The organism is Streptomyces sp. NRRL F-5630, from assembly GCF_000719475.1.
GTDB lineage: Bacteria > Actinomycetota > Actinomycetes > Streptomycetales > Streptomycetaceae > Streptomyces.
The window spans coordinates 1-16746 of sequence record NZ_JOGO01000066.1 but is presented as its reverse complement, the minus strand read 5'-3'; the positions used below and the strand labels follow the sequence as shown (position 1 = coordinate 16746).

Genomic DNA, 16746 nt, shown 5'->3' with positions numbered 1-16746 from the left:
CCACGTGACAGGCCGACAGCGCCTGCACGCACGGTAACTCCTTGCCGCGATCGCAGGCGATTGGGTGTCGAGCGCGGCGCGCGGCCCTGGGTGGTGGGGCGGGGGTCGGGTCAGGCGAGTTGCCAGAGGTGGGTCATGACGCGGGTGCTGAAGCGGAGGCTTTCGAGGGGGACGCGTTCGTCGGTGGCGTGGAAGAGGCGGCCGTAGTCGAGGTCGTGGGGGAGTTTCAGGGCTTTGAAGCCGTAGCAGCGGATGCCGAGGTGGGTGAAGGCTTTGGCGTCGGTGCCGCCGGGGTTGCAGTAGGGCACGGGGTGGCCGTGGGGGTCTTCGGTCTGTATGGCGTGGCGCATGGCGTCGACGAGGGGGCCCTCGAAGGTGGTTTCCATGGCGATGTCGTGGTTGATCCACTGCCGGGTGATGGTGGGTGGGAGGAGCCGGTCGATGGTGTCGAGGAGCTCTTGTTCGTGGCCGGGCAGGAAGCGTGCGTCGATGCGGGCGGTGGCTTTCCCGGGGATCACGTTGGTCTGGTAACCGGCGGAGAACATGGTGGGGTTGGCCGAGTTGCGCAGGACGACCTGGATGAAGTCCGCGACGGGTCCCAGGCGGGCGAGGCTGTTCTCGATGTCGTTTTCGTCGAAGTGGGTGCCGTAGAGCCGGGCGGCTTCGTGGAGCAGTGCGCGGACGGGTTCGATCAGCCGGATGGGGAAGGTTTCGCGGCCGATCCGGGTGACTGTGTGCGCGAGGTCGGTGACCGCGTTCTCGTCGTTGGGGGAGGAGCCGTGGCCGGCGCGGCCGGTGGCGGTCAGTTCCATCCAGGCCATGCCGCGCTGCGCGTTCTCGATGGGGTAGAGGCGGCGGGTGTCGTCGATCGCGAAGGAGAATCCGCCGCCTTCGCCGATCGCTTCGGTGACTCCGGCGAAGAGTTCCGGACGGTGTTCGACGAGCCAGTGAGCGCCGAGTTTGCCGCCGGCTTCTTCGTCGGCGAGGAAGGCGAGGACCAGGTCGCGTGAGGGTTTGGTGCCGGTGCGGGCGAAGTGGCGGGCGGTGGCGAGCATGACCGCCAGGGTGTCCTTCATGTCGATCGCGCCACGGCCCCAGAGGTAGCCGTCGCGGATCTCGCCGCTGAAGGGCGGTACCTGCCATTCGCGGGCGTCGGCGGGGACCACGTCGAGGTGGCCGTGGAGGAGCAGGGCACCGCGATCCCGGTCGCGGCCGGGGATGCGGGCGATGACGCTGGCCCGGCCCGGTGCGGACTCGATCAGCTCGGAGGCGATGCCTGCCTCGGCGAGGCGGGCCACGACCCATTCGGCGCTCGCGCGTTCGTTGCTGGTCGGGTTGGAGGTGTCGAACCTGATCAGCTCGGCGCACAGGGTGATCGCCTCGTCCTGGGCCTCCTTTGAAGCCGGGACAGGTGCGGTGCCGGGTGTGGCGCTGGATGTGGTGCCGGACGTGGTCTCGGGTGTGGTGTTCATGCTGCTCCCACGGAGGTGGTGGTGCGGGTGGCGGGGGTAGTGGGGTCCTGCTCGTCGGCGAGGTGGGAGGTGCCGTAGGGCTTGATCCAGCCCAGCAGGCCCAGGGCGCTGTAGAGGACGAAGGCGGTGGCGAGGGAGTTCAGGGCGGGGATGCCGCCGTCGTAGAACTTGCCGACGCAGAACGCGGCGATCCAGATGGCGATCGACATCGGTACCCAGGTGGGGGAGTGCGCCGGCAAGGTCTGGGCGTGCCGGGTCTCGTCGAGTGGTGTGCGCATGCGCTTGACGACCCAGTACTCGGCGACGATGATCCCGCCGATCGGGGGGATGGCGACGCCGAGGATCGTGAGGAACTCGGTGAAGTGGCTCATGATCCCGGCCGCCGACAGGACGGTGCCCGCGATGCCGAGGACGATGGTGACCGCGCCGCGGTGCACCCGCTTGTGGAAGACGACCTGGAAGAAGTTGACGACGCCGAGGGAGGAGCCGTACAGGTTCCAGTCGTTGATCTTCGCGGTCGACATCAGGACGACGAGCACTCCGAAGGCGCCGGAGGTGGAGAGCACGATGTGCGAGACCTCGTTGCTCTTGACCAGGTGGCCCAGGAGCACGCCGGTCAGGCCGACGATGTACTCGGAGAGGATCATCGAGGAGGCGCTCTGCAGGAAGACGTGCGAGCCCTTGCGGTTGTAGCGGGTCATCTCCGGGGAGACGATCGCGCCCGTCATGTAGCCGCCGGCGATGGCGGTGGCGGCGACGGCCAGCGGGATCGTGTCGCCCGGCGGCGGCGAGTGGACCAGGTCGCTCAGCGAGTGGTCGTTCAGGGTCCGGATCACGGAGAAGGCGACCATGGCGAAGAACAGCGGGGTGACGACCTTCGCGAAGTTCGCCATGTACCTGAACCCGAAGATCACCAGGGCCGTGATGGCGATGCCCGCGAGCACGCACCACATCCAGGACGGGCCGCCGACCAGCGCCGAGACGCTGTCGCCGAAGATCTTGTTCTGGACGCCGAACCAGCCGACCAGGCTGACCGCGATCACGAAGCTGACCAGCGCCGAGCCGTTGCGGCCGAAGCCCACCCAGCGGGTGAGCATCGGGGTGGCCAGACCCTCGCGCATCCCGGCCAGGCCGATCGCGAAGATCACCACCTCCAGGATCACCGCGCCCAGCGTGAACGCCCAGAACGCGTCGACGAAGGTCATCCCGACGCCGATGGTGGCGCCGAGCGTGAACTGCGAGATGGAACCGGACTGCGCCAGCCACTGGAGGAGCATCGCCCAGAAGCCGAAGCGCTTCTCGCGCGGTACGCGCGAGAGCGAGTAGTCATCGCTGCCGAGGCTCTTGGGTGCGGGCGGTGCGGGCGGTGTGGGCGACGCGACACCGGGCTGCGGGGTTGCTGCCATCAGGACTCCTGGGGGGTGCGGCCGAAGGTCTGCAGGTGGGTCAACGGGCCGTAGCGGCGCACGAGGTTGTCGAACTCCACCGCGTCGTGGAAGTCCAGCCGGCCCTCGCCGTAGGCCTTGGCGACCTCCACGGCGTAGCGGGCGGCGCAGGCGATGTCGCTCTCGTGACTCGCGCCGGTCGCGCAGCCGGGCACGGCCGCGGCCGAGGTGATGGCCAGGCCGACCACGGGGGCGGCCGTCGCGGTGGAGGGCTGGAGAATCGAATTGATGTGGTGTGCACCATTACCGTAGGGGGTGATGTCCTGCGTGGTCACCGGGTACGTGACCAACGGCTCACCGCTCACCACCGCCAGCAGCTCTCCCAGCTGCTCGCTCACGCGCAGCACCCAGCCCTCCTTGACGGTGGGCGACAGGGCGAGGCCCTTGTGGTTGATGATGCGGTTGCCCTTGGTGGTGTCGATGGAGAGCACGGCCTCCATCTCCTCGCTCACCTCGTGCCGGTTCATCGTGGCGATGTCCACCGGCGAGCCCATGAACGGCACCGGGTCGTGCGGTTCGGTCGGGGCGTCGGGGCAGATGTGGGTGGCGATGATCACGTCGCCGGGCAGCACATCGCCCCGGCGGCGCATGTCGAGCAGCTTGGCCGCGGCGGCGAGCGCCGAGACGGCCCCGTCCGCGTCGGAGACCAGGCCGGTCATCTCGGGCCGGGCGCCGATACCGCCGAGCCGGCCCACGATGCCCAGGGTGCGGGCCTCGCCCCCGGCCGCACGTCCCCGGGAGCCGGGGACGCGGACCGATACGAAATCCGTCGAGCCCCGCTCACCGGCGACCGTGGTGACCTGCGCGGACGCGCCCCCGGCCCCCGCGGCGGCGTCCAGGTACCCGGCGACCGTCTTGCCCGTGGCCCGGGGGTCGTCGAGCAGCTCGACGAGGTCCAGTACGTACTTCAGCATGGGGGGCCTTTCTCGCGCATCCGTCACACTCGTCCGCACCCGCCAGGCGACCGGGCCCCGGGTGGGTGCTGAGAGCAGGTTCGGGATCGGATAGCGTTGAGCGCAATGATTTCCCGTTATCTGCAACTCGGTTCTGCGGCTCGGCCTGCGACGTGAGCCCCTCGGCCCTGCGGCTCGGATGTCTGCGGCCCGGGTCCCTGCGACTCGGGTATCCGCGGATCGGGCCTGGCGGCGAGGGACGGCCCCAAGGCCCTGGAGAGTGAAGGTTGGCTATGGCGGAGTTCGAGACGGACCGGCGCACCCCCGCCGGGGCACTGCAGACCGTGGACCGGGCGCTGCTGGTGCTGCTCGCTTTCGAGCGGTCCCGGCCCGACTGGGGTGTGACCGAGATCGCGGCCGAGTTCGGCTGGGACACCTCCGTGGCCCAGCGCCTGCTCGCCACTCTCGCAGGGCGCGGCTTCCTGGTCTCCGACCCCGCGACCCGCCGCTACCGCATCGGTCCCGCCGCTCTGCGCCTGGGCCGCCTCTGGGAGCGCTCGGGTTCACTGGAGCTACTGGCCCACCCCGTCCTGGAGGAACTGCGCCGGGTCACCGGCGACACCGTGCTGTTCTGCCTGCCCGACAGCTTCCACATGCGGTGCGTCGCCGCCGAGGAGGGCGAGGCGGGACCGCTGCGCTACCACCCGCTCATCGGCGAGCTCTACCCGGCGCACGCCGGGGCCACCTCCAAGTCCTTCTACGCCTGCTTGCCGGACGACCAGCGCCACCGGCTCTTCCGCGGCCGCCCGATGGCCCGCTTCACCGACCGGACCGTCACCGACCCGGACACGCTCGAACAGGAACTCCTGAAGATCCGCGCCCAGGGATACGCCTGGACGGTCGGGGAGTACGACACCGGCATCGCCACCGTCGCCGTACCGGTCTTCCTGGGCCGCGAACCCTACGGAAGCCTCAGTCTCGGCGGCGCCGAGGAGCGGTTCGCCGGGGCACCCGAGAACCGCCTCGAACCACTGCGGCACGCCGCCGCCCTCCTGGAAAAGCGCCTCACCCATCCCCCGCAACGCCCCAAGCCCAAGCCCCGCCGCACTCCCACGCCCTGACCGAACCATCCCGCGAGGAAGAACCCGTGAACCTGCTCCTGCTCTCCAACTCCACCCAGTACGGCCGCGCTTACCTCGAACACGCCCTGGAAGCCGTGACCGCCTTCCTGCCCGCCGGAGCCCACCTCGCCTTCGTGCCCTACGCGCTCGCCGACCACGACACCTACACCGCACGTGTCCGCGGCGCCCTGGAGCCCGCCGGGATCGCCGTCCGCGGGGTCCACGAGCACACCGACCCGGTCACCGCCTTGGAGAGCGCCGACGCCGTGTTCATCGGCGGCGGCAACTCCTTCCGGCTGCTCAGCGCCCTCTACCGGACAGGGCTGCGCGAGGCCGTGAGGGGCGCCGTGGGTGCCGGACTGCCGTACATGGGCGCCAGCGCGGGGACCAACATGGCGGCACCCACCCTGCGGACCACCAACGACATGCCCATCGTGCAGCCGCCGTCCTTCGAGGCACTGGGCCTCGTGCCGTTCCAGATCAACCCCCACTACCTGGACCCCGACCCCGCGAGCACCCACAAGGGCGAGACCCGCGAGGAACGGCTCACCGAGTTCCTGGAAGAGAACGACGTCCCCGTCCTCGGCCTGCGCGAGGGCTCCTGGCTCCGCGTCGAGGGCGAGTCCGCCCGCGTCGAGGGCGCCCGCCCCGCCCGGCTGTTCACACGCGACAGGGCACCCCGAGAACTGGCAGCGGGGTCGGACGTCTCCCACCTGCTCACCATGCGCCCGCGCTTCGACGCCCCGGCACACTGACCACCACCGCACGGGTCGGCGCCCGCCCTCTCCTGCCGTCCGCCGGGCAGGCGGCAGGACAAGCGCGCCGACCCGTGGCGGGCACCGCCAGGTGCGAAGGCGCCAGCCGGTGCCCCGGCCGCCTCCTTCTCCGCCGCTGCCAGCCGCTCAACAGCGCCCCGCGCGTCCCGGCGGTCCCGGTTCCAGCGCCCCACTGGGAGGCCGACAGCCGTGTCAGCGCACTCGTGCCCGCCTTCGGCGGTGTCCAAGCACTCCGGAGGCCGCGAGGGCCTCGCGGGGGTGTCATACCTGGCCGTAACCGCCCGTCGACCTGGTAGTCGGCGCCGTTGACGTGGGAGGCCGCGTCCGAGGCGACGAAGGCGAGACAGCGGCGAACTCTTCCGCGGTACCGGCCCGGGGCATCGGGGTCCCGCTGCCCATCGTGGCGATGAGCGCCTGGCGTTCCTCCACGGTGGCGGCCAGGTGTGCGGTACCGGGGTGCTTCGTAGGGTGTCCTGGTGGGTGGCGGCGGCAGGGCCGCCGCCACGCGCGGGTGGTGCCGTCGTGTCGTCACCTCGTAGCTACGGCGTGACGGCACAACGGCGGGTACGGTCTGCCGCTATTCGGAAACGAGAGGCAAGCCCCGATACTCTGGGCGCATGTTTGATGGCGAAAGGCCATCGTTTATGGCTGCTATCAACTATAGTGGGGGCATGGTCACTTCTCTCAGTTCACGTCTGCGGGCCTCGATTGCGGCGCTCATGCACGTGACCGGTGAGTCGCAGCGTGATCTCGCGGCGGTCCTGGGTCTTTCGCAGGGGCAGGTGAGCCGTCGTCAGTCGGGTGCTGCTGCGTGGTCCCTGGAGCAGTGCGAGGCGCTCGCCGCGCACTGGGGCATCGATGCCCTCGACCTCCTGGCGGGGCCCACTCGCGCCTCAGAGGCGCTGCCCGAGCCGAACGCGCGGTCCGAGCGGAGGCCGCGGTGACCGGGTTCGACGCGATCGATGACCTCCTCGCCTCCGCACGTCAGGAGCGGCCTCTCCCGCCCGCGGCCGAGCGGCGGTCCCTGCGCGAGGGTCTCGCGCTCTCGCGCGCCCAGCTCGCCGCCGCCCTGGGCGTGAGCACGTCCACGGTCGCCGGGTGGGAGAGCGGCCGGGACCCCTCGGGGGAGACCCGCGAGAAGTACGGGTATTTCCTTGACGGCGCCAAGGCCAAGCTCGCCCCGCCCTCCGAGCCCGGCCCCGCGCTCGGACCGGAGGCCGGCGAGGAGGAAGGCGAGGACGTGGACGTTCTTACGGTCGCGGAGCCGTGTGTGCTGTGCGGGGAGCCTGCCCGCCACCGGGTCGCCGGACTCGCGCAGCACCTCGTCCCCGCCGAGTGCCATCCCCTGCCCGACCCCGCCCCTGCGTCTGCGGAGCCCGCGCCGTCGTCTACCAGCCGCCCGGCGCCCGCACGCAGCCCGGCCCCGACAGCCTCTCCCGCGCGCCCGGCCCGGCGCACCCCCGGCAACGGGCACCCCGTAGGGGTGAAAGCGACCGGCCGCCGTGCGAGGGCCGTGGACGAGCCGGGGTTCATCGCGGCGAAGGTCGCCGCCGCGCTCGCCCAGCACGAGGGCGATATGGAGGCGGCGACGGCCGCACTGGTCAAGCAGGCGATCCCGGACGCGATGGAGTTGCTGGACCGCACCCGTATCGGCGGGCGGTACGACGTCGTGGCGCACCCGGCGCTGCCGGAGATCCTGCACAAGCAGTCCGCGCACGGGGCCGACCAGATCTGGGAAGCCCGCCCGAAGTGGACGCGCCCCGCGTTGCCGCAAGGGCAGTGGGAGGTGACAGCGCTCGACATCAACGGCGCCTACCTCAGCGCCCTGAAAACCCACCTCCCGCTCGGACAGCTGGAACACTCCACCGGCTTCGCGCACGACCGCCGCCGCGCGGGCGTCCACCTGATCACCCCGCCCGCCTGGGACCACGACGCGGACCTGCCCAACCCCCTGGGCGCCCGCGACGAGCCCGGCCCGCTGTGGGTCACCGAGCCCACCCTGCGCCTCCTGCAGCGCCTCTCCGGCCCGAAATACGGGCTGTGCGAGGCCCCGGAGATCCACGAGTCCTACACCAGCGGCTCCACGGAGAACCTCCTGGAGAAGTTCCGCACCGAGCTGAGAGAGGCCCGCGACCGCGCGATCGCCGAGGCCGACGAGGTGACGCTGGAGTACGTGAAGGCGATGTACTCCAAGTTCGTCTCCACGATGGGCGCCAGCAACTACAACCGCGAGTTGTACCGTCCCGACTGGATGCACCTCATCCGCTCGCAGGCATTCGCGAACCTCTGGATGAAGGCGCTCAAAGCCCACGAGAATGGGCTCACCGTCGTGCGCGCGATGGGCACCGACGAGCTGCACGTCATCGGGGACTGGCGAGGCGTTTTCCCCGAGGGCCGCGCCGTGACCGAGGTCAAGATCAAGGACACCTACACCCTCGGCACCACCATCACCGACGACGAGAGGGGGGACCACGATGCCTGAGCGGAACATCGAGTTCGGCGCGTACGGCGCCCAGGGCGTCAAGGGCCACGCACTCGTCGCCCGCCGCCTCGACAGCCTCGCCGGGTTCATCGCCTCCCCGGTTACCACCCGCCGGGGCCTGACCGCCCGCCTGCGCTACCTCACCAGCAGCCCCCGCCAACTCGCCGCCGCCCGCGAGGCCGGGCTCACCATCAGCCCCCGCACGATCAAGGCCCAGATGCAGGGCAAGCGCAGCCCCGCGCCGCGCACGCTCCGCGAGATCGACGCCGCCTACCAGCAGGTGCGCCGCCAAAACGTCGCCCGCCACCTCCAGGCACGCCTGGAGCGCGGCGGCCGGGGAACCCGCGTCGAATTCCACCCCGTCAACCAGTCCGGGGTAGTACGCCCCCGCCAGCGGGCCGTGGAGTACCGCACCCTCAACGTCCGCAAGTGGGAGCGGATCATCGCCGCCTGGGAGGCCGGAGACGACGAGCGCCTCGACGACGCATGGGTCAACGACGTCGTCGTCGACCTCGGCTCGCAGTGGGGCCAGTACGAGTACGTCACCAACATCGGCTTCGCCGCCTGAGTTGCGGGCGGCCGCCGAGACCGGTCGGCTCCTCCTCATCACCGCCCTGGCCCGACTCGTCAGGGACTCAGTGATGCGGGCGGGACTGGTGCGGCAGGACGACGACCTGGTGGTCATCCTCGTAGATGACTGTTCCTGGGTCGGTGGAGTGGAGGGTGTCGTATCCCACTCCGTGCAGCGCGAGGATGTCCAGGTGGCCGGCGACGTGTGCGATGTGGTCCGCGGCTGACTCCTTGAACCGGGCTTCCGCTCCAGGGTTGAGGTCACGGTCGTAAACTATTGGGTCGGTGTAGGAGGGGTTCACGAGGTGCGCGTCGTACCAGTCGTAACTGGAGCGGCGGAAGGACTCCTGCGCGGGGGTGAGTTTTCCAGCGGCTACCAGGCCGTTCACCAGGGCGAAGACGCCGGGAAATGTGCCGCGCTGGTTGGCTTCCGCTGCCTGGAACCGTACGTACAACCCGTCTCCCGGGGTGTGTGGCGGGCCTGTTCTCTGTGGTGATCCTGCCAGAGCGGGTCCACGAGACGCTTGACCACAGGCTCTGATCTCGGCCCTGTTCGATTCCTGGCCTGGAGTCAACACCGCCGGCGAGTTCGAAAACAGGTACTCAGCTTGTCTTTTAACCTCCGCGTGGTTCCTGGCAGGGGCGGCAGGCGGTCGTGCGCCAGCCGCCGAATCGGGATGCGCTGGCTCTTTGGGCAGTTGCATACTCACCGCATGGCCTCGTCCTCCGGTCGGTTCCAAGATCCGCGTAGCACCGAGTACGACTTCATCAGCTCGATCATGGTGCGATGCCCTGGCTGCGCAAAGGCCGCACTCGTCATCCCAGCACCTGACGACTCTGACTGCGCAGGTCGGGCCCTGTTCAGACCGAGGCGTCTGGTCTGCCGTAGCTGCGGATTGTCACAACTGTGGAGCGGCCGTTCTGTCGCGCTCCCGAGGGGCACCGCCGAGCCCGCGAAGGATCCGTACTTCGGCGTGCCGTTGTGGCTCCAAATCGAGACTCGACACGGATGGTTGTGGGCATACGACCTGGAACACCTCGACTTGCTCCGGCGCTTCGTCCAAGCGCCGCTGCGCGAACGAGCGCCGTGGTACGGCACCGGGCCGAAGATGACATTGGTCGCCCGGCTGCCGCTGTGGATCAAGCGTGCAAAGAACCGGGACGAGATCCTGCGCGCCATCGCTCGAATCCGCGCATCACTGGTCCAAGCCTGAAGGGCCCCTGCCAGCACCAAGAGCGTTTGCAGCTTCCCTGGACAGCGCCGCAGCCCTGGTGTGATCATGTGCGTTGTCGATCATGCCAAGGCCGCAAGGGTGAGTCCGCTGCACGATGCTGTTCGCGTCGAGTCCCTGGCTGTGTTGTCCCGGTTCCGGACTGACTTCTACGACTGCCTGACCGCCCGCGCGGACGCGCTGTTCGAGCTGGCCGACGCCGTTCTGTGCACGGACGGACCGGTGCGGTCGCTAGTCGACCTGGCGCTGGCGCCGGAGCACCGCCGGGGTCACGGCTCCCTCTACGCCGGGCTGAACCGCGGTGGGCTCGATGTCTCCCGGCTGCGGCGGGTCCTGGCCGGGGTGCCGCTTCCGCGGGCGGCCGACGGGCGGCTGGTCCTGGCGGTCGACGTCTCGCCGTGGCTGCGGCCGGACGCCGGCACCGTCCCGGACCGCTCCTTCTGCCACACCTACGGCCGCGGCGGCGCGAAGCATCAGATGATGCCCGGCTGGCCGTACTCGGTCGTCGTCGCGCTGGAGACCGGCCGCACCTCCTGGTCCGCGTTCCTGGACGCGGTCCGCCTGGCTCCCGGCGCGGACCTGGCCGCTGTCACCGCCGCCCATGTCCGCGAGGTGGTCGAACGGCTCATCGCCGCGGGCCAGTGGACCGAGGACGACCCGAGCATCATGATCGTGCTGGACGCTGGCTACGACGCCCCGCGCATCGCTCACCTGCTGTCCGGGTTGCCGGTCGAGATCCTGGGCCGGACCCGGTCGGACCGGGTGATGCGCCGCCCGGCGCCCTCGCGGGAGGAGTTCTTCCGGGCACACCCGAAGGGCGGCCGGATGCCCAAGCACGGCGGAGAGTTCGTCTTCGGCGACCCTGCCACCTGGGGCGAGGAGCAAGCCGTCACGGTCACCGACACCCGCCTCTACGGCACGGCCACCGCTCAGGCGTGGGACCGGCTGCACCCGCGGCTGACCCAGCGGGCCGCGTGGCTGGAGCACAACGGCCCACTGCCGGTCATCGAGGGCACGGTCATCCGACTGGCCGTCGAGCGCTTGCCGTCCGGCGGGGTGAACAAGCCGGTCTGGCTGTGGTGGTCGCGCACCGGCGCCACGAAGGCCGACGTCGACCGCTGCTGGCAGGCGTTCCTGCGAAGGTTCGACATCGAGCACACCTTCCGCATGCTCAAGCAGACCCTCGGCTGGACCCGGCCCCGCCTGCGCGACTCCGCCGCCGCCGACCGCTGGACTTGGCTGATCATCGCCGCCCACACTCAGCTCCGCCTCGCCCGACCGCTCGCCACCGACCTGCGCCGGCCCTGGGAGAAGCCGGCACCGCCGCACAAACTCACCCCGGCCCGCGTCCGGCGCGGGTTCAGGAACCTCCGCACGACCACCGGCTCTCCAGCCGGTGCACCGAAACCCACCACACCCGGACCCGGACGCCCGCCCGGCTCGAAGAACCGGCGACCCGCACCCCGCCACGACGTCGGACGAGTCCTCACCGGCAGCGAGCCGTACCACCGACCCGCCCACCACAAGGTCGGCACCAAACCCCGACGAGCTGGTTAAAAAACAAGCTCAGAAGTACTTGATCCAGTGGTGGATCGGCACGTCACCGCCCGGCATGGAACCGCTCCGCCTCACCGGCGCGGACATCGCGAAACGGGTCGGCATGACCCCCGACGCAGTCGGCAAGATCAACCGGGCCCTGCGCCGGCGGCGCATCCTGATCGAGCGGGGCCGGGTGGGCAGCTACCGCTTCTACCGGATCAGCCCCTACATCGCTTTTCACGGTAGCGGAGTCGAGCAGCGCGAAGCGATCACGCTGTGCAACCCGCCCGACATTCGACAAGGACGCCTGCACGGCAGCGCAGGAGGCACAGTGAGCGACCACGACCAGACCGCATTCCACGTTCTGACGCGCTCAGCAGGACTGACAGCCAACCAGCGCGTCGTCCTCATGCTCTACGCGACGAACAAGACCGACCGCTACTTGCCGCCCACCTCGGGCTCGTTCACGTACGACGCGGTGGGCAACCGTACCGAGCAGACCGATCACGAAAGCGGTGCCACCACCACCTACACCCAGTCCGAGCCGGGCAAGGCCCTGCCCCATGCCGTCCAGACCGCCAGCGTCAAGGGCGGCGCGGACGACGGCCGCAAGGACACCTTCGGCTACGACAAGGCGGGCAATACCACCACCCGTGAGCTCGGCACTCGTTCCCAGTCCCTGGCCTGGGACGACGAACAGCACCTGAAGTCCCTGACCGAGAACGGCAAGAGCACCGACTACGTCTACGACGCGGACGGCGCACGCCTCCTGGCCCACCAGGCGGATGGCGGCACGACTCTGAGTCTGCCCGGCGGCAACGAACTCACCGTCACCGCTGCGGGTACCAAGGACGCCACCCGCTACTACACCCACGACGGCGAGACCATCGCCGTCCGCACCGGGAAGGGCTTCAGTTACCTCGTCAACGACCACCAGGGCACCGCGCTGACCGCCGTCACCGCCGGAACCCTCCTCGTCACCCGCCGCCGCCAGCTCCCCTTCGGCCAGTCCCGCTCCGAGGACTCCGAAACCATTCCCGGCACCCGAGGCTTCGTCGGCGGCACCGATGACCCCACCGGACTCGTCCACCTCGGCGCCCGCGAATACGACCCCACCCTCGGCCGCTTCCTCTCCGTCGACCCCATCATCGACGAAACCGACCCGGCCCAGATGAACGCCTACTCCTACGCCCACAACAACCCCATCACCCAGGCCGACCCCGACGGGCTGCGCCCCGACGGCCCCGCAGGCGGCGCCACCTACAACGACGACCGCTGGGCAGCCGACCGCGGCATGACCGGCGGCTACACCCTGAAGAACGGCAAATGGGTCTGGAACCAAACCCCCAAGAAGGACAAGGCGTCCCGGAAGAAATACGCCGCCTACAAGGCCAGCCCCAGCACCTACAAAGTCTTCCACTACAACAAGAAAAAGGCGGACGCGGCAGCGGCCAGCGCGAAGAAGCGCGCCGACAAGAGAAAGGCGGATGCCAAGAGGAAGGCCGATGCGGAACGCCGTGAGAAGCATGGAATCCTCAGCAACATCGTGAGGGGCAACTGGGGAGATGCCTGGACACAGACCAAATCCGGGCTCCACGACACCTTCGGCACCTGGCATGGCTGGAGGGATAGGGTCATACCCATTGCGGGCTTCACGGCCTGCGTCGTCGTTTCGGCAGGAGCTTGCATGGGGATCGGGGCTGTCGGAGTTCTCGCGACGTTTGGCGGAGACGGGCTCACTACGGGCAAATGGGACTACGGCAAAGCAGGGAAGTCGCTTCTTTGGGTCGCTGTGGGCGGGGGCGTCGCGCGAGGAGTTGCAGGCAGTTGGCGTGGCTCCGCTTTTGTAACCCGGAATCGCGTTGACAGGATCGTATTTGATTCAAGCCATCGCCCCCTGCACTACGGTTATACGAAAACGCTCGATGTGGGTCGCACGCAGGCGAACGTGAGTCTCAACATCGCGAACGCGGGTACCTTCTGCGGAGCGGGGGCCGCTAGCCCTGGTAACGCGGCCAGCTGGTGCTGACGGTGGAATACTCCTCTGAGGTGAACGGATGAGCAGGGATCGCGATACGGGAATGTCGAAAATGAACTCGCGAAAAATTCTTCGTAGGCGCTCTTGGCCTATCCTCTTCGGTAGCGGAATCATCGGGATAGGAATCCTTATGATTTTCGCGGTGTGTGCTGTGGCTAATCGAACCGGCTGGCAAGGCATCCCGGTGTACCTGCTATTCGTCGGCTTCGTCGGGAGAATCGCCAGCTCGAAAATTGAGTTGCGGCGTGGCGAGATCGTAGTGGTCAACCCGTTGCGAACTCACTCGATTCCGGCAGCGGCAGTGCGGGCAGTGGAGGTGAATGATGACGGAACGCTCGAAGTGCACTACGGCAAGGAGGAAAAGGTCGCCGCTTTTGCGTACGGTGGGTCAGCCATTGACCTACTGAAAAGGACCAGTGATGGAGCGGCGCGGGAAATTCGTGAGTGGATACGGGCGAATTGTGAAGACGGCGATCGGTACTCTGTTTCAGTCCGCTGGACCCGCTGCCGCTTCCCCGACATGGCGGTCATCGCCAGCGTGGTGACCGTAGTGGTCGGTGCGCTCGTCATGGTGCTCACCAGTAGCTGACGGCGTCGGTTGGCCTCGGTCGTACGTGAGGCACCGATCAGGTGGCAGGTGCTGGCCGGAGTGTGTTGCCCCGGCCAGCACGCATCGTCGCGGAGTGCGCACTTCCAGCATTGCCTCTCCAGGGCGAGGACGACGCCCTCACCCCCACCGCGACCGCCACCGAAGTCCGCGAGACCCTGCACGGCCCCGGCGTCCCCGACTGGCACACCGCCGCCGCCCTGTTCAGCCTGCCCAGCGACATGCGCCCCCTCTGGCAAGCCGCCCCCCACCACACCACCGCCCGGCCCACAGCACGACGACATCCTCGTCCGCGCTCGCCGAGCACTTCGGCTGACACGACGATGACCTCCCGCACCCTGGCCGCGACCGCCGCCTTCCACGCCTTCTTGAGCCGAGGCACGATGGTTGTCACCGAGGCAGGCGTGCTGTCACCGGTGCTACCGGATGGGACGCGGACCTGCCGTCGGGGCCGCTGCGCAGCCCTGGGCGGCCAGTCGGAGCCCAGGAGCCGGTGACACTCACCGTGCTTCGCAAGCCGCTGGTGACAGGTAGCCCGCCGACCTGGTGACAACCACCGTGCTTTGCCCGGTCGAAGTCACAGGCCATTGGACGCCGCTGGTGACAACAATCGTGCTTCGGCTCAAGTCTCACAGCTGACTGCATATCGCCTGCATCTATGAAGCGGTCGTGAGACTCGCAGGCCGGTGAACGGTTCGCCGCCGCCACCGCTTATCCCCCGATGACACACGCCGCTGGCGAGCTGGGGGCTCCGGCCCGACAGCTCTCCGAACATGTCCGACGGCTCGAACGGGAAGTTGGCCACAAGCTGCTCGTCCAGGCGACATCCGGCGCCCCTCAACGGCTGACTCCCGCTGGAGAACGGGCTCGCGCGGCAGTTCGCGCGGTCTCTGCTGTTGGCGGCCAGTTCTGATTCCCCGCTCGCGGCCAGATAGCGGGGAGCCATCTGGCCGCGAAGATGACGGAGAGCGATGCTGGGCGGTGGAGGGTTCCGGCTATCGACCCGGGTGAGCGATCCATTCATGCCACTGGCTGGAAAGGATGATGTCGGTCAGCTTCTGGTATCCGCCACTGCCTGGGTGGGCGCCATCGCCGGCCACGGCTTCCTCGATCCACGAGCGGTCATTGGCCAGGTCCTGGGTCGTGGCGATGAACGGGACGCTTCGTGACCGACAGAGAGCGGCCATCTCGTCGGCGAGTTTCGAGACCCGTCGCAGATGTTCTTCACCTGCATCGATGACCGGCGGGGGACCAACGACCAACGCGGCGATGGCCTGGTGGTGGCTCTCGTCAAGGACCATGGCCAGACTGCCCAGACAGCGGGCCGGGTCGACGCGGACCCTGCCACCCTCCTCGATCATGTCGTTACTGCCGAAAGAGATGACCAACCGGTTGTCAACGTCGGGCAACGTCCGGGGCCTGACCTCCTGCCAGCAGCGGCGCAGGACGTCCTCGGAGGTGTTGCGCCTGATACCGAGGTTGAAGGCCGTGACGTCGCCGCGGGTGGCCTGGAGCACTCGGCCGACCCAGCCTCGATGCTCCGGGTCGCCGATCCCTTGAACGAAGGAATCACCGATAAAGCAAATACGTATGTCCCTACTCACCCGGCCAGCCTACGGGCGGGCCCGATGCCACCAACTCCAGGACGCGAGCGGAGCACACTCCGGGCCCCATAGTCGTCACTCACAGCTACCTCAGTAAGTGGCCGTACTTGGGGAATTTCAACTGGCCGCTATCACTCTGCCGCTGAGGGAGTGACGCGCCTCGTGAGACAGAAACGCCGGACAGATCCTGAGACAACTGACGAACCCACTGCTCAGCGCAATGCCTCATGACGCAGAACGCGAGACCCTACAGGAGGGCTACGCCCCCAGGAGGTGACGTGCCTCGCGGGTGGCGCCGTCGAAGAATCCACACCGGGCCCGGCTCGCGGGCCCCGCCGCTTTGACCAGCGCTCCCGCCTCGGTCATCCGGGAAGGTCGCCTCGGCCCTGCGGACGGGGCAGGCGTAGAGCACGCCGTGTACCCGCTCGCCCGGCTCCTCACAGACCACCTCAAGGCACACGTCGGCCGGCGCCACGCAGTCCATCCACGTAGCCACCCGGCCCTCGTACCGGGCGAGGACTTCCTTTCCCTGCTCGGCTGCGGCCAGGAGCACGGTCGCGTACGCCGGGTCTCGCCCGCGCGCAGCCCGGCGCAGAAAGCCAGGTGACACCGTGCATCGTCGATGAATACCCGCACCTCGGGCCGCAGGGTCTCGATGAGCATCAGCGTCTCCTCGGGGTACGTGACTCCCCACATGGTCCTGCATCCAGCCGCCCGAGGAGAACGAAACGCCGCCCCGGGCGGAGACGTCCCCACCCGGGGCAGCGCGTACGGCGTGGACATCGACCACCATCTACACCGCCCAGGGCACTCCGAGCGCGGCGAGCTGCTTGCGTTCGTCCTCGCTCAGCGTGCCGAAACGCGAGCGCACGTTGCTGGTCCATACTCCGAGGCGTACCTCAATCTCCTCGCCCTCGAAGACAACGATCTCGATGTGCTTGCGGGGTACGGGCTTCTCCGCGCCCTC

Annotated in this window: 15 protein-coding genes; 10 read left to right on the top strand and 5 right to left on the bottom strand. The window is 68.9% G+C overall.

The features are described from left to right. Nucleotides 1–110 precede the first annotated feature (110 nt). The 3 genes from IF99_RS0124145 to IF99_RS0124135 are packed head-to-tail and all read right to left on the bottom strand — an operon-like array spanning nt 111 to nt 3831. The gene (locus tag IF99_RS0124145) at nt 111–1472 is read right to left on the bottom strand and encodes a M20/M25/M40 family metallo-hydrolase (RefSeq protein WP_051703659.1); all 1362 of its coding nucleotides are present in this window, start codon (nt 1470–1472) and stop codon (nt 111–113) included. Continuing rightward, on the bottom strand, nt 1469–2878 hold the full coding sequence (locus IF99_RS0124140) for a cytosine permease (RefSeq protein ID WP_030999234.1): 1410 nt from the start codon (nt 2876–2878) through the stop codon (nt 1469–1471). Before IF99_RS0124140 ends, IF99_RS0124145 begins: the two co-directional genes overlap by 4 nt. Continuing rightward, nucleotides 2878–3831, bottom strand: coding sequence for a DUF1177 domain-containing protein (locus IF99_RS0124135; RefSeq protein ID WP_030999232.1), 954 nt, complete (start codon nt 3829–3831; stop codon nt 2878–2880). Before IF99_RS0124135 ends, IF99_RS0124140 begins: the two co-directional genes overlap by 1 nt. 272 nt (nt 3832–4103) lie before the next feature. Between IF99_RS0124135 and IF99_RS0124130 the strand changes: the two genes are divergently transcribed. The 5 genes from IF99_RS0124130 (at nt 4104) to IF99_RS0124110 (ending at nt 8757) form a co-directional block, all read left to right on the top strand. Beyond that, nucleotides 4104–4931: an IclR family transcriptional regulator gene (locus IF99_RS0124130; protein ID WP_030999230.1), complete on the top strand. Its 828-nt coding sequence runs from the start codon at nt 4104–4106 to the stop codon at nt 4929–4931. A 26-nt stretch (nt 4932–4957) separates the two neighbouring features. Next, nucleotides 4958–5686 carry a dipeptidase PepE gene (gene pepE / locus IF99_RS0124125; RefSeq protein ID WP_030999228.1) on the top strand — a complete coding sequence of 243 codons (729 nt, stop codon included), beginning with the start codon at nt 4958–4960 and terminating at the stop codon, nt 5684–5686. Between the two features lie 692 nt (nt 5687–6378). Continuing rightward, nucleotides 6379–6651 (top strand): helix-turn-helix domain-containing protein, encoded by a 273-nt coding sequence (locus tag IF99_RS31095; RefSeq protein ID WP_030999226.1) that lies wholly within the window; start codon nt 6379–6381, stop codon nt 6649–6651. Further along, nucleotides 6648–8189, top strand: coding sequence for a helix-turn-helix domain-containing protein (locus tag IF99_RS0124115; RefSeq protein WP_030999223.1), 1542 nt, complete (start codon nt 6648–6650; stop codon nt 8187–8189). Before IF99_RS31095 ends, IF99_RS0124115 begins: the two co-directional genes overlap by 4 nt. Next, a complete protein-coding gene (locus IF99_RS0124110; protein ID WP_030999221.1) occupies nt 8182–8757 on the top strand; it encodes a hypothetical protein in 576 nt (191 codons plus the stop codon). The genes IF99_RS0124115 and IF99_RS0124110 overlap by 8 nt, the downstream gene beginning before the upstream one ends. 67 nt (nt 8758–8824) lie before the next feature. Here the strand turns inward: IF99_RS0124110 and IF99_RS0124105 are convergent, their stop codons facing one another. Continuing rightward, a complete protein-coding gene (locus tag IF99_RS0124105; protein WP_030999219.1) occupies nt 8825–9214 on the bottom strand; it encodes a hypothetical protein in 390 nt (129 codons plus the stop codon). A gap of 258 nt (nt 9215–9472) precedes the next feature. Between IF99_RS0124105 and IF99_RS0124100 the strand changes: the two genes are divergently transcribed. From IF99_RS0124100 to IF99_RS35825, 5 genes are all read left to right on the top strand, one after another. Further along, nucleotides 9473–9973: a hypothetical protein gene (locus IF99_RS0124100; RefSeq protein ID WP_030999217.1), complete on the top strand. Its 501-nt coding sequence runs from the start codon at nt 9473–9475 to the stop codon at nt 9971–9973. Between the two features lie 99 nt (nt 9974–10072). Next, nucleotides 10073–11548, top strand: a complete 1476-nt coding sequence (locus IF99_RS0124095; protein ID WP_030999215.1) for an NF041680 family putative transposase — start codon at nt 10073–10075, stop codon at nt 11546–11548. 19 nt (nt 11549–11567) lie between these two features. Beyond that, complete coding sequence (locus IF99_RS35150; protein ID WP_030999212.1) at nt 11568–13559, top strand: RHS repeat domain-containing protein; 1992 nt, start codon at nt 11568–11570, stop codon at nt 13557–13559. 139 nt (nt 13560–13698) lie between these two features. After that, a complete protein-coding gene (locus IF99_RS0124085) occupies nt 13699–14157 on the top strand; it encodes a hypothetical protein (RefSeq protein WP_030999211.1) in 459 nt (152 codons plus the stop codon). A gap of 739 nt (nt 14158–14896) precedes the next feature. Continuing rightward, nucleotides 14897–15088, top strand: coding sequence for a helix-turn-helix domain-containing protein (locus IF99_RS35825; RefSeq protein WP_078655251.1), 192 nt, complete (start codon nt 14897–14899; stop codon nt 15086–15088). Nucleotides 15089–15170: 82 nt separating this feature from the next. Here the strand turns inward: IF99_RS35825 and IF99_RS0124075 are convergent, their stop codons facing one another. Then, nucleotides 15171–15779: a GDSL-type esterase/lipase family protein gene (locus tag IF99_RS0124075; RefSeq protein ID WP_030999202.1), complete on the bottom strand. Its 609-nt coding sequence runs from the start codon at nt 15777–15779 to the stop codon at nt 15171–15173. Nucleotides 15780–16746: the final 967 nt, after the last annotated feature.